Raw genomic sequence first — 12,416 nt, 5'->3', positions numbered from 1 at the left:
CGTACGTGCACTGGACGTACCTACAGGGGCGCGGGGACCTGCGCGAGCAGCGACGAACCCTCCGCGGCCAACCGCACACCGCCCAGCGGCTCCACGGCCTCGGCGCGGTCCCCCTCATGCCGGGCTTCGCCCGGCAGCCCGCCTTCCAGGTGCCCCAGGGCGACGGCCCGCGTCTTCCAGCGCGTCGGTCGCCACATGCCCCCACCGAGTGGGACCTGCCGCCCGACCCGGAACGGACCTTCCGCTATGCGCGCGATGAGCTGGAGGGCCGAGGGAGGGAACGAGGCGGAGCTACACCGCGGCCGGTGTCGTCTCGGTCTCCTGCGGCGCGGTCGCCTGTGCCCGGTCCCGGGCCTCGCGGCGGGCCAGGATGAACCAGCCGATGGGGACGCCCGCGGCGAACAGCCACCACTGGATGGCGTACGCGTAGTTCAGCGGGGCGTTCTCGTTGCCGGGTTCGCCGAGCGGCTCCGGGGTGTCGCCCTTCGGCTCGGGTGCCGTCAGCGCGATGTAGCCGCCGAGCACCCGGGCGTCGAGGCGCCGGGCCTCCTGCTCGCTGTTGATCAGCATGACCTGCCGGTCGGGGAGGCCCTTGAGGTTCTTGATGCCGCTCGCCTCGGTCGTCTCGTCGGGCATCAGCCGCCCGGTGACGGCGACGCGCCCGCTCGGCGGTGCGGGGATCTTGGGGAACGCCGTCTGGCTCAGGCCGTCGGCGGGGATCCAGCCGCGGTTGACCAGCAGCACCTTGCCGTCCGTCAGGACGAAGGGGGTCAGGACGTGGAAGCCGACCTCCTCGTCGGCGTTGACACGCCGCCTGACGACTTGTTCCCGGTCGGTGTCGAAGTGGCCCTCGGCGGTCACGGTGCGGTACCGCTGCTTCGTGGTGACGGTGTGCCCCGGAGAGGTCAGCTCCTCCACGGGCACCGGCTTCGCGCCCAGCGCGTCCGCGACCAGCTGGTTGCGGGCGCTGCGCTCCTCGTAGCGGTGCATCTGCCAGATGCCCAGCCTGATCATCGTGGGGATGAGGAGCAGGGCGACCAGTGTGAGGATCACCCACTGCCGGGACAACAGGAAGCGGTACACCCCACGACCGTACAACTCGGTCGTGGGGTGCGTTCAGGCGGGTACCGGGTCACACCTTGTCGACGATCCCCGCCTTTCCCTCCGCGCGGGCGCAGTGGGCGCCGCAGTACCAGTGGCCGTCGACCTCGACGCCCTGCCCGATGATCTGGACGCGGCAGTGCTCGCAGATCGGGGCCATGCGGTGGATCGCACAGGAGAAGCAGTCGAAGACGTGCACCGCGCCCTGCGCGTGCACCTCGAAGGTCATTCCGTAGTCGTTTCCGCAGACTTCGCATGTCGCCATGCGCCACAGGGTGAGCCGTCACCGCGGCCCGGGCGAGACGGCTCCGGGCGAGTCGCGCGGCAATCACCCGTCCGTACGGTCACGGCTCCGACGCCGGCTCCACGTCCCGCAGGAGCTGCCCGAACGCGGCCTCGTCGACCACCGGCGTCCCGTACTGCCGGGCCTTGACCACTTTGGACGTGCCCGAGTCCGGGTCGTTCGTGACGAGCAGGCTGGTCAGCCGGGACAGGCTCGTCGCCACATGCAGCCCGGCCTCGGTCGCGCGGTCCTCCAGCAGGTCGCGCTCGATCGACGTGTCCCCGGAGAAGGCGACCCGCATGCCCTGCTTGAGCCTTTTGCCCTCCTCGTAGCGCCCCGGGTTGGGGTAGGGGCAGGCGGGCCTCTTCCGGGACGGTCGCCAACTGCTCTGCCGATAGCCGCTGTAACCGCCGTAGCCGCCCGCCTGCTGTCCGATCCGGGGCGTGGTGGCCGTGTCCCGCCACTCGGTCAGCGGCCGGCACTCCTGGAGCGGCAGCCGCACACTGCCCGCCGCCGCGGCTCGCAGGCTCGGCCGGAACGCCTCCGCCAGCACGCGCGCGTCGTCCAGCGCGTGGTGCGCGCGCTGCTGCACGACGCCGAAGTGCGCGGCCAGTGACTCCAGCTTGTGGTTGGGCAGCGGCAGGCCCAGCTCCTTGGACAGCGCGATCGTGCACAGCCGCTGCCGCACCGGGGCCTCGCGCTCCGCGCGCGCGTACTCCCGGGCGATCATCTGCCAGTCGAAGACGGCGTTGTGCGCGACGAGCACCCGGCCGTCCAGCCGGGACGAGAACTCCTCGGCGACATCCGTGAAGAGGGGAGCGCCCTCCAGCGCCTCGCTCGTCAGTCCGTGGATCCACACCGGGCCCGGGTCCCGCTCCGGATTGACCAGCGTGTACCAGTGGTCCTCGACCTCGCCGCGCGCGTCCAGCCGGTACACCGCCGCGGAGATTATCCGGTCGTCCCGGGCCAGGCCGGTGGTCTCCACGTCAACGACCGCGTATCCCCGGGGATACGCGGCCGGCCACGCTGTGGGGAAGGGCGCCGCGGTCGTAGGGTCTTCGAGCATGGTCACTGAGGATACGGGCCGGCACTGACAGCCCCGACCGTCAGGTGCCTTGCGTCGCCGACCTGTTCGAGTGCTGCGAACGCGAGGACGCCAACCGGTCGGCCCGCACGGCGTGTTGCCCCACCTCGGCGCACCGTCCCACGCGGAGCGGAGCCGTCGGGGAGCGCCGGTACGTCCCAGATGTCCCCCGCGGTGCGATTCTCCGCATGTGACCGAACCAACGCATGACGAGGCCCGCGGAGGCGTGCTGGGCGAGCGGCTGAACTGGCTGCGGGCCGCCGTTCTCGGGGCGAACGACGGCATCGTGTCGACCACCGGGCTCGTCGTCGGCGTGGCCGGCGCGACGGGCGACCGTTCGGCCCTGCTCACGGCCGGACTGGCCGGGCTGCTCGCCGGGTCGATGTCGATGGCGGCGGGCGAGTACGTCTCCGTCTCCACGCGGCGCGACTCGGAGAAGGCGGCGTTGGCCGTGGAGAGGCGGGACTTGCGGGAGCGGCCGGAGGCGGAACTGGCGGAGCTGGCACAGCTTCTCGAACGCCGCGGGCTGTCGCGGGAGGTGGCCCTGGAAGCGGCCGTCCAGCTGACGGAACGGGACGCGCTGAAGGCGCACGCGCGCGTGGAGCTCGGTATCGACCCGGACGAGCTGACCAACCCCTGGCACGCGGCGTGGGCGAGCTTCCTGGCGTTCACGGCCGGGGCGCTGCTGCCGCTGCTCGCCGTGGTGCTGCCGCCCGCCGCCCGCCGCCCGCCGACTGGCGGCTCGCCGTCACCGTCGCCTCCGTCCTGGCCGCGCTCGCCCTGACCGGCTGGAGCAGCGCCCGCCTGGGCGCGGCCGCCCCGGCCCGCGCGGTGCCGCGCAACGTGGCGGGCGGCGCGCTGGCCATGGGCGTCACCTACGCGGCCGGCACGCTGCTGGAGGCGACCGGGGCGTAGGGCCGCCGGTCTCCCCGAGGTGGGTGTTGTAGCCGCCGGGTACCGCCGCCGATGTACCGCTGCCCGACGTCCTGGACGGCATGCTCGCCCCGCCGCCCGTCCTCGCCGACGCAGGCCGTGCGACAGCCGGCTGCCGGGTGGAAACGGGCTCACCAGCGGATCGGCACCGGCAGCGCCGTCAGCAGCCCCGACAGCGCGACCACCCCTCCCAGGGCGACGACCTCCGCCCGCGCGGGCGAGCAGGCGGTCAGCGGATCGGCCGCCCGGCGCAGCCGGATCCGCGCCCACAGGGCGAGCGCGGCCACGGCCACCACCAGGATCACCTTGGCGAGCAGGGCACGCCCGTACGCCGTCTCCGTCAGTTGTCCCAGGATCGTGTCCGACGGCATCCGGCGCAGCGAACTCCACACGCCCGTCGCCGTGATGACGGCGAGCAGTACGGCCGCCACGCGCGCGTAGAGCCCCAGCAGAGCCGCGCCGGCCGCGCCCGTCTCCCCGGCACCTCGACCGCGCAGCGTCCGCAGCGCGTACAGCAGCCCGCCCGCCCACAGCGACGCGCAGGTCAGGTGAACCAGCGTCAGCGCGGAGCCGAGCAGCGGGCCGTGCTCGGTCGTCGGGTGCGCACGCAGCGCCTCGGCGACCACGACCGCGGCCAGTGGCCAGACCTGGGTGGCGGGACGGCTCGAGAGCGCGCACAGCGCGGCCACGGCGAAAGCGTTGACCTCCAGCAGCGCGAGCTTGCCGTCGCGTGACGCGTACAGGCCGCCGATGTCGAGGTCGGAGGGGCTGTCCGGCACGAGGTTGCCCGTGGACACGACCGAGGCGAGACCGAGGGCGGCGACGAAACCGGCGCCGGCCGCCTGCGGCGCCCAACTGCGGGGCAGGGGCAGCGGAGCGCCGGGCACGGAACGGGCCAGCCGCCGCACGAACAGCTCGCCCACCGGGACGCACAGCGCCGCGAACAGCACCGTACGCAGCAGCCCGATGCCCCCGGCGCCGGGCGCCGCGGCCTCGCCCGTGCCGTGCAGCGCGGCCGACGGCCCGAGCAGCGGGACCAGCGCCGCCAGCCCCACCAGCACGACAACGGCGACGGCGGGACCGACGCCGGGACCGGATCTGGGCGCGCTCCCGTCGGACTCGGCGAGTGAGGGTTTCGTCAACGTCACCTCAAGATCATCACAAGCCGTCACGCATCACTCGACCGTCATCACTCGACCGTCTCACTCGACCGCCGTCATTCGACCGCGTCCAGCGCGTTCACGACGCCGAACCCGTAGAAGCCGTTGAACCGCTTGCCGCCCTCGCACACCGCGTCCTGCGTGCCGTCGCCGTTCTGGTCGTAGGACTCGGGGCAGCCCGGGTTGTCCGCCTGGGCCATCAGCAGCGCCTTGAGCTGGGCGGGAGTCGCGTGCGGGTGCCGGGACTTCAGCAGCGCGGCGACACCCGTGGCGTGCGGGGCCGCCATCGACGTGCCCTGGAGGAAGCCGTACCTGCCGTCCGGGAGGGTGGACAGGATGCGGCCGTTCCTCGACGGGGTGTCGGGGATCTGGTAGAGCCGGTCACCGCCCGGCGCCGCGAGGTCGACGACGCCGTAACCGTACGAGGAGTAGGACGATTTGAGGTTCCGCACGCCCGTGGCGCCGACCGTGACGACACCTGGCAGCTGCGTCGGTACGTCGAAGCACGCGTGCGGGTCCACGGTGCGCTCGACCGGCGTCGAGTCGTCGGGGCTGGTGCCGTCGACTAGCGCGTCGGAGTCCAGGTCGTGGTTGGAGTTGCCGGACGACGCGAGATTGAGCGTGCCCTTGCGCTGGGCGTACAGCTGGGCCCTGTTGACCGCGTCCACGATCGCCCGCTGGTCCGGATCGTCCATGCAGTTGTAGAGCCACGGGTCGACGTAATAGCTGTTGTTCGTGATCTCGACGCCGTGGTCGGCGGCGAACACGAAGGCGCATACCACGCTTTCGGGGTAATAGAGGCCGTTGACCGGGTCGCTCACCTTGATGGCGGAGACCTTGACGCCGGGAGCGACACCGGCGATGCCTATGCCGTTGCGTGCCGCGGCGATCTCGCCCGCCACATGCGTGCCATGGCCGATGGCGGGGGTGTACGGCCGCCAGGCGCCCGCGCTGGTGTCCGCCCTGCCGCCGGCGCAGTTCGCCGACTGGGCCGCGGAGAAGTTCGGCGCGAGGTCCGGGTGGGTGTCGTCCACGCCGTTGTCGATCACGGCGACGGTCACCTCGTCGCTGCCCGGGTTGATGCCGGCGGCCCGGTCGGCGCCGATCGCGCGCAGGTTCCACTGGTCGGCCTCGAGCGGCTCGGCGCCGGCCTGCGCGGCGCCTGCGGTCCTCGCGGCCTGCTGCTCCGTCAGCAGCTGGACGGGACCCTCGTCGGTCGCCCCGGCGGCGGTCAGGGGCGCCGTACGCGTCGCACCCGCCGACTGGACGCCGCGCACCGCGCGCATCGCCCCGGCGAAGTCGGGGTTCGCCGCGTGGACGACGATCACGCCGATCCGCTGGTACGCGACCACCACCGTGCCGCCGGCCGCGGCGATCGCCCTCTTCACCGACTCGATCGTGCGACGGTCCGGCCGTGTGTTGACGACGTACGCCAGGGTGGGGGCGTCCATGACCCGCGCGCCGGGCTCCGCGATCGGTGCCGCCGAGGCCCCGGCCGGCAGGAGGCCGAGCGAGGCGGTCAGCGACAGGACGAGAGGTACGGCGAGGCCGAGCCCGCGTCTGAACCGCAGATGAACCATGGGATCTCCACATCATCCGGAACAGGCACCGCCCGGAGCGCGGATGGCGAGCGGGCAGGTGCATGACGAGTGGTGCAGGGCGAAGCTATCCCCGAACCTCAGGGCCGGCAATCGCTGATCCGAGCGACTTCGGAAAGACGGCCGAGCGGTTGAACCGGTCCTCGCGTGGCGCCGTGACCTTGGACAGGAGGCGCGAGCACGATCGAGCCCCCTGTTGGATCACGCGCCGGGGCCCTAACATCGCCACCCGGCTCAAGTGATCCCTGTCACCACGAGGAACAGAGCCGTCCATGTCCGTACCCGATCCGTCCCCGACCCCCGACCCGCCCCCCACCCCCGATCCGTCCCCGTCCACCGTCGCAACAGCGCCCGCAACGCGAGGAGACTCCGTGGCCACCGACGCACCGCCCCCCTCGAAAGAGGAACACAAACTCCCCTCCCCCGAGGAGTTCACCGAGGTGCAGCAGAGCGCGGAGTTCGCCGAACTGCGCCGCTCGTACCGATCCTTCGCCTTCCCGCTGACCATCGCCTTCATCGTCTGGTACCTGCTGTACGTCCTGCTCTCCAACTACGCGGGCGACTTCATGGGCACCAAGCTGTTCGGCAACATCAACGTCGCCTTTGTCTTCGGTATCGCCCAGTTCGTCACCACGTTCCTCATCGCCTGGTGGTACGCGCGGCACGCAGGCGCCAAGCTCGACCCCAAGGCCGAGGCCATCAAGACCCGTATGGAGGGCGGCGCATGAGCCCCGAGATCACCCAGCTCCAGCTCGCCGCCAACGAGGCCAGCCAGCACCGCCCGCTGATCATTTCCCTGTTCGCCGCCTTCGTGATCGGGACCCTCTTCATCACCGTCTGGGCGGGCCGGCAGACCAAGGACGCCGCCGACTTCTACGCGGGCGGCCGGTCGTTCAGCGCCTTCCAGAACGGCCTCGCCGTCTCCGGCGACTACATGTCCGCCGCGTCCTTCCTCGGCATCGCGGGCGCCATCGCCCTCTTCGGCTACGACGGCTTCCTCTACTCCATCGGCTTCCTGGTCGCCTGGCTGGTCGCCCTGCTCCTGGTGGCCGAGCCGCTGCGGAACTCCGGCCGCTACACGATGGGCGACGTCCTCGCGTACCGCATGCGCCAGCGCCCGGTGCGCACGGCGGCCGGCACCTCGACGATCGTCGTGTCGATCTTCTACCTGCTGGCCCAGATGGCCGGTGCCGGCGTCCTGGTCTCGCTGCTGCTCGGCATCACCTCCGACGCGGGCAAGATCCTCATCGTCGCCCTCGTCGGCGTCCTGATGATCGTGTACGTCTCCATCGGCGGCATGAAGGGCACCACCTGGGTCCAGATGGTCAAGGCCGTCCTGCTCATCGGCGGCACCATCCTGATCACCTTCCTGGTGCTGCTGAAGTTCAACTTCAACATCTCCGACCTGCTCGGCAAGGCCGCCGAGAACAGCGGCAAGGGCGCCGCCTTCCTGGAGCCCGGCCTTCAGTACGGCGCCACCGGCACCTCCAAGCTGGACTTCATCTCCCTCGGCATCGCCCTGGTCCTCGGCACCGCCGGCCTGCCGCACATCCTGATCCGCTTCTACACGGTGCCCAACGCCAAGGCCGCCCGGAAGTCCGTGAACTGGGCCATCGGCATCATCGGCGGCTTCTACCTGATGACCATCGCCCTCGGCTTCGGCGCCGCCGCGCTGATCTCGCAGGAGGAGATCATCGCGTCCAACCCGTCCGGGAACACGGCCGCACCGCTGCTCGCCCTGCACCTGGGCGGCGTCGACTCGGCCTGGGGCGCGATCCTGCTCGCCACCATCTCGGCGGTGGCCTTCGCGACGATCCTCGCGGTCGTCGCCGGCCTCACCCTGGCCTCGTCCTCGTCGTTCGCCCACGACATCTACGCGAACGTCATCAGGAAGGGCAAGGCCACCGAGAAGGAGGAGGTCAGGGCGGCCCGCCTCGCGACGATCGGCATCGGCGCGGTCTCCATCCTCCTCGGCGCCCTCGCCCGCGACCTCAACGTCGCCGGCCTGGTCGCCCTGGCCTTCGCGGTCGCGGCCTCCGCCAACCTGCCGACGATCCTGTACAGCCTGTTCTGGAAGCGGTTCACCACCCAGGGCGCGCTGTGGTCGATCTACGGCGGTCTGATCGTCGCCGTCGGCCTGGTGCTGTTCTCGCCGGTCGTCTCCGGCGACCCCAAGGCGATGTTCCCGGACGTCGACTTCGCCTGGTTCCCGCTGAAGAACCCCGGCATCATCTCCATCCCGTTCGGCTTCTTCATGGGCTGGCTCGGCACGGTCCTGTCCAAGGAGGAGCCCGACGCCGCCAAGTACGCGGAGCTGGAGGTCCGGTCCCTGACCGGCACCGGCGCCCACTGAGCACGCCCCCTTCAGCGGCCGCGTCGTAGGTCTCTACGACGCGGCCGCGTCGTACGTCGTGGGATCGGGCTCTTTCGTTGTCAGTGCGGTCACGTAGGCTCGCAGGTGACGGAAGAGATGTGCTCCGTGACGAGGGAGGGGGCCCAGTGCTCATCGACACCTACGGCCGAGTGGCCACCGACCTGCGAGTCTCGCTGACCGACCGCTGCAATCTGCGGTGCACCTACTGCATGCCCGAAGAGGGCCTGCAGTGGCTGGCCAAGCCCGACCTGCTCACGGACGACGAGATCGTCCGCCTGATCGACATCGCCGTCACCTCCCTCGGCATCGAGGAAGTCCGCTTCACCGGCGGCGAGCCCCTGCTGCGCCCCGGCCTGGTCGGCATCGTCGAGCGCGTCGCCGCCCTGGAGCCCCGCCCCCAGATGTCGCTGACGACCAACGGCATCGGCCTCAAGCGCACCGCGACCGCCCTGAAGGCGGCGGGCCTGGACCGGGTCAACGTCTCCCTGGACACCCTCCGCCCGGACGTCTTCAAGACCCTGACCCGGCGCGACCGCCACAAGGACGTCATCGAGGGCCTGCACGCCGCCCGCGAGGCCGGCCTGACCCCGGTGAAGGTCAACTCGGTCCTGATGCCGGGGCTGAACGAGGACGAGGCCCCCGACCTCCTCGCCTGGGCCGTGGAGCACGACTACGAACTGCGCTTCATCGAGCAGATGCCCCTGGACGCCCAGCACGGCTGGAAGCGCGACGGCATGATCACCGCCGGGGACATCCTGACGTCCCTGCGCACCCGCTTCGAGCTGACGGCCGAGGGGGAGGAGAAGCGCGGCTCGGCCCCGGCGGAGCGCTGGCTGGTCGACGGCGGCCCGCATGTGGTCGGCGTCATCGCCTCGGTCACCCGCCCGTTCTGCTCGGCCTGCGACCGCACCCGTCTGACGGCCGACGGCCAGATACGCACCTGCCTCTTCGCCACCGAGGAGACCGACCTGAGAGCCGCCCTGCGCTCCGGGGCCCCCGACGAGGAGATCGCCCGCATCTGGCGCCTGGCGATGTGGGGCAAGAAGGCGGGCGCGGGCCTGGACGACCCGACGTTCGTCCAGCCGGACCGGCCGATGTCAGCCATCGGTGGCTGAAGGGGCCTCTTCCCACTCCTCCAGCAGGACGACGTCCTTCAAGAACCCACGCACCCCGAGGAACTGCGACAGATGCTCGCGATGCTCCTCACACGCGAGCCAGGTCTTGCGCCGCTCCGGCGTATGGATCTTCGGGTTGTTCCACGCCAGCACCCACACGGCGTCGGCACGGCACCCCTTGGCCGAACAGATCGGCGTCTCGTCACTCACAGAAACTCGTCTCGCACGTTGACGCACAAAAAGGCGACGCCGAGCAGCCACGGGGGGAGCTGCCCGGCGTCGGTCCATCGCTCCGACGGGGGATGCGGAGCGTCCACGAAGTATGTCACGGGTAACCCGTCCCCCGGCACCGGAACAACACTATTGATCTGAGCTTTTCCTGAGCTTGGCGTGGAGTCGACTCCGGAGGACCCCGCTCCGCACCATCACGCCCCGTCGCGCGGTTTGCTTTGTCCGCCGGAGGCGGAGTCACCCGCGACATCTTCCGGGACGGATTCCGCGAAACCGTCATTCGTCCGCGGCGGCGAGATCATCGGCCGCGTCGGCGCCGTCACGAACGTCGACGGCAGGGACGGCGTGTTCTCCCGCCCCGCGTTGGCGATCACCACCGCGATGTACGGCAGGACCGCCCCGAGCACCAACGCCACGATGGCGACGTGCCGTTCGACGTTCCACAACGTGGCCGCGAGGATCACCGACACCGTGCGGACCGACATCGAGATGACGTACCGGCGTTGCCGGGCACGCACATCGTCCTGGAGACCCGCCCGGGCCCCGGTGATCCGGAACACCTGGGCGCCGCTGTCGCCATGCAGCTTCCGCATCACATTCCACCATCCGCCCGCATCGGACCTTCCCCCTGCCCGCACCCGTCCGCCCCCGGTCGGGGACCCCGGGCCAAGACACCTCCCACGGTACGCCCCGCCTGCGCCGCCTACGAGAGCGGGGCCCTTGCCACCTGGGGGGACGGAGTCGGCCGTCACGCGTACGGCCGTACTCGGCATGCGGCGTACCCGGGCCGGAACGACACTGGCCGTAATGCTCACCTTGAGCCGTACGAGGAGGCAGCCATGGGCTGGTTGTGGGCGATCATCGTGGGATTCGTGCTGGGCCTGCTCGCGAAGGCGATCATCCCGGGCAGACAGCACAGCCCCCTCTGGCTGACCACCATCTTCGGCATCCTCGGCGCCATCGTCGGCAACGCGGTCGCCCGCGGGTTCGGCGTCGAGTCGACCCGTGGCATCGACTGGAGCCGGCACATCTTCCAGATCGTCGCCGCGGTGATCATCGTGTACGCGGGGGACATGCTGTACATGTCGACGCTGGGCAAGCGCAAGCATCGGACCTGAAGCCGGCCGTGAGCGGCCCTGACGGCCATGAGGGCCATGACGAGGGGGCGGCCTCCCGTGCGGGAAGCCGCCCCCTCGCCGTGGGTACGTACGCTCAGGCGCCCGTGACCTCGACCGCCGCCAGGTTCTTCTTGCCCCGGCGCAGCACCAGCCACCGCCCATGCAGCAGGTCCTCCTTCGCGGGCACCGCGTCCTCGGAGGCGACCTTCACGTTGTTCACGTAGGCGCCGCCCTCCTTCACGGTGCGCCGCGCGGCGGACTTGCTGGCCACGAGGCCGACCTCGGCGAGGAGGTCGACGACCGGGCCGAGCTGCTCGACCTGGATGTGCGGCACCTCGGAGAGGGCCGCCGCCAGCGTCCGGTCGTCCAGCTCCGTCAGCTCGCCCTGGCCGAACAGCGCCTTGGACGCGGCGATCACGGCGGCCGTCTGCTCGGCACCGTGCACCAGCGTCGTCAGCTCCTCGGCCAGCGCACGCTGCGCGGCACGGGCCTGCGGGCGCTCCTTGGTCTGCTTCTCCAGCTCCTCCAGTTCCGCACGGGACTTGAAGGAGAGGATCCGCAGGTAGGTGGAGATGTCCCGGTCGTCCGCGTTCAGCCAGAACTGGTAGAACGCGTACGGCGTCGTCATCTCGGGGTCGAGCCAGACGGCGCCGCCCTCGGTCTTGCCGAACTTGGTGCCGTCCGCCTTGGTCATCAGCGGGGTCGCCAGCGCGTGCACCTGGGCGTGCGGCTCCAGCTTGTGGATCAGGTCCAGACCCGCCGTGAGGTTGCCCCACTGGTCGCTGCCGCCCTGCTGGAGCGTGCAGCCGTAGCGCCGGTACAGCTCCAGGAAGTCCATGCCCTGGAGCAACTGGTAGCTGAACTCCGTGTAGCTGATGCCCTCTTCGGACTGCAGTCGACGGGCGACCGAGTCCTTGGTCAGCATCTTGTTGACGCGGAAGTGCTTGCCGATGTCCCGCAGGAACTCGATGGCCGACATGCCGGCCGTCCAGTCCAGGTTGTTCACCATCACCGCGGCGTTCTCGCCCTCGAAGGACAGGAACGGCTCGATCTGCCCGCGCAGGCGGGTCACCCAGTTCGCGACCGTCTCCGGGTCGTTCAGCGTGCGCTCGGCCGTCGGGCGCGGGTCGCCGATCTGGCCCGTCGCGCCGCCGACCAGCGCCAGCGGGCGCAGGCCCGCCCGCTGGAGGCGGCGCATGGTGAGGACCTGGACCAGGTGGCCGACGTGCAGGCTGGCCGCGGTCGGGTCGAAGCCGCAATAGAACGTGACGGGACCGTCCGCGAGCGCCTTGCGCAATGCGTCCTCGTCAGTGGACAGGGCGATCACGCCACGCCACTTCAGCTCGTCGACGATGTCCGTCACGGTTCTCGTGTCTCCTTGATGATCTTCGGCCAGTCGGGCGACAGCCGATTAGGAAC

Annotated in this window: 13 protein-coding genes and 1 pseudogene; 5 read left to right on the top strand and 9 right to left on the bottom strand. The window is 70.9% G+C overall.

Annotation, left to right across the window (positions count from 1 at the left end; all coding sequences use genetic code 11):
- Positions 1–20: 20 nt before the first annotated feature.
- The 4 genes from ABZ078_RS25385 to ABZ078_RS25370 all read right to left on the bottom strand — a co-directional run bounded on the left by ABZ078_RS25385 (position 21) and on the right by ABZ078_RS25370 (position 2,450).
- On the bottom strand, positions 21–197 hold the full coding sequence (locus ABZ078_RS25385) for a hypothetical protein (protein ID WP_356578725.1): 177 nt from the start codon (positions 195–197) through the stop codon (positions 21–23).
- Between the two features lie 94 nt (positions 198–291).
- Entirely contained in the window at positions 292–1,083 is a 792-nt protein-coding gene (locus ABZ078_RS25380; protein WP_356578723.1) for an SURF1 family protein, read from the bottom strand.
- 49 nt (positions 1,084–1,132) lie between these two features.
- Positions 1,133–1,366, bottom strand: a complete 234-nt coding sequence (locus tag ABZ078_RS25375; RefSeq protein WP_356578721.1) for a hypothetical protein — start codon at positions 1,364–1,366, stop codon at positions 1,133–1,135.
- Between the two features lie 79 nt (positions 1,367–1,445).
- Positions 1,446–2,450, bottom strand: a complete 1,005-nt coding sequence (locus ABZ078_RS25370; protein WP_356578719.1) for a DEDDh family exonuclease — start codon at positions 2,448–2,450, stop codon at positions 1,446–1,448.
- 208 nt (positions 2,451–2,658) lie between these two features.
- On the opposite strand from ABZ078_RS25370, the pseudogene ABZ078_RS25365 reads away from it, so the two are divergent.
- Positions 2,659–3,383 (top strand): annotated as a pseudogene (locus tag ABZ078_RS25365) (VIT family protein).
- A 149-nt stretch (positions 3,384–3,532) separates the two neighbouring features.
- On the opposite strand, the gene ABZ078_RS25360 reads toward ABZ078_RS25365, so the two are convergent.
- Complete coding sequence (locus ABZ078_RS25360; RefSeq protein WP_356578717.1) at positions 3,533–4,549, bottom strand: CopD family protein; 1,017 nt, start codon at positions 4,547–4,549, stop codon at positions 3,533–3,535.
- Positions 4,550–4,617: 68 nt separating this feature from the next.
- Positions 4,618–6,141: a S8 family serine peptidase gene (locus tag ABZ078_RS25355; RefSeq protein WP_356578715.1), complete on the bottom strand. Its 1,524-nt coding sequence runs from the start codon at positions 6,139–6,141 to the stop codon at positions 4,618–4,620.
- Positions 6,142–6,530: 389 nt separating this feature from the next.
- Here ABZ078_RS25355 and ABZ078_RS25350 point away from each other — a divergent pair, with 389 nt between their 5' ends.
- From ABZ078_RS25350 to moaA, 3 genes are all read left to right on the top strand, one after another.
- The gene (locus ABZ078_RS25350) at positions 6,531–6,887 is read left to right on the top strand and encodes a DUF485 domain-containing protein (protein ID WP_356578713.1); all 357 of its coding nucleotides are present in this window, start codon (positions 6,531–6,533) and stop codon (positions 6,885–6,887) included.
- A complete protein-coding gene (locus ABZ078_RS25345; protein WP_356578711.1) occupies positions 6,884–8,512 on the top strand; it encodes a cation acetate symporter in 1,629 nt (542 codons plus the stop codon). The genes ABZ078_RS25350 and ABZ078_RS25345 overlap by 4 nt, the downstream gene beginning before the upstream one ends.
- A 146-nt stretch (positions 8,513–8,658) precedes the next feature.
- Complete coding sequence (gene moaA, locus ABZ078_RS25340) at positions 8,659–9,648, top strand: GTP 3',8-cyclase MoaA (RefSeq protein WP_356578709.1); 990 nt, start codon at positions 8,659–8,661, stop codon at positions 9,646–9,648.
- On the opposite strand, the gene ABZ078_RS25335 is transcribed toward moaA, so the two are convergent.
- Positions 9,631–9,858 carry a hypothetical protein gene (locus tag ABZ078_RS25335; protein ID WP_356578708.1) on the bottom strand — a complete coding sequence of 76 codons (228 nt, stop codon included), beginning with the start codon at positions 9,856–9,858 and terminating at the stop codon, positions 9,631–9,633. The genes moaA and ABZ078_RS25335 overlap by 18 nt on opposite strands.
- Before the next feature lie 215 nt (positions 9,859–10,073).
- Entirely contained in the window at positions 10,074–10,472 is a 399-nt protein-coding gene (locus tag ABZ078_RS25330; protein ID WP_356578706.1) for a DUF3099 domain-containing protein, read from the bottom strand.
- Positions 10,473–10,718: 246 nt separating this feature from the next.
- Between ABZ078_RS25330 and ABZ078_RS25325 the strand changes: the two genes are divergently transcribed.
- Positions 10,719–10,997, top strand: a complete 279-nt coding sequence (locus ABZ078_RS25325; RefSeq protein ID WP_356578704.1) for a GlsB/YeaQ/YmgE family stress response membrane protein — start codon at positions 10,719–10,721, stop codon at positions 10,995–10,997.
- A 94-nt stretch (positions 10,998–11,091) separates the two neighbouring features.
- On the opposite strand, the gene tyrS is transcribed toward ABZ078_RS25325, so the two are convergent.
- Positions 11,092–12,360, bottom strand: a complete 1,269-nt coding sequence (gene tyrS, locus ABZ078_RS25320; RefSeq protein WP_356578702.1) for a tyrosine--tRNA ligase — start codon at positions 12,358–12,360, stop codon at positions 11,092–11,094.
- Positions 12,361–12,416: the final 56 nt, after the last annotated feature.

Source organism: Streptomyces sp. NPDC006385 (assembly GCF_040612485.1).
Taxonomy (GTDB): Bacteria; Actinomycetota; Actinomycetes; order Streptomycetales; family Streptomycetaceae; genus Streptomyces.
This window is presented reverse-complemented; position numbering and strand designations above follow the sequence as displayed.

Coding starts and splice junctions, on each gene's coding strand:
- ABZ078_RS25385 (WP_356578725.1), bottom strand. CDS start 197: ATGTGGCGACCGACGCGCTGGAAGACGCGGGCCGTCGCCCTGGGGCAC.
- ABZ078_RS25375 (WP_356578721.1), bottom strand. CDS start 1,366: ATGGCGACATGCGAAGTCTGCGGAAACGACTACGGAATGACCTTCGAG.
- ABZ078_RS25370 (WP_356578719.1), bottom strand. CDS start 2,450: ATGCTCGAAGACCCTACGACCGCGGCGCCCTTCCCCACAGCGTGGCCG.
- ABZ078_RS25355 (WP_356578715.1), bottom strand. CDS start 6,141: ATGGTTCATCTGCGGTTCAGACGCGGGCTCGGCCTCGCCGTACCTCTC.
- ABZ078_RS25345 (WP_356578711.1), top strand. CDS start 6,884: ATGAGCCCCGAGATCACCCAGCTCCAGCTCGCCGCCAACGAGGCCAGC.
- ABZ078_RS25330 (WP_356578706.1), bottom strand. CDS start 10,472: ATGCGGAAGCTGCATGGCGACAGCGGCGCCCAGGTGTTCCGGATCACC.
- ABZ078_RS25325 (WP_356578704.1), top strand. CDS start 10,719: ATGGGCTGGTTGTGGGCGATCATCGTGGGATTCGTGCTGGGCCTGCTC.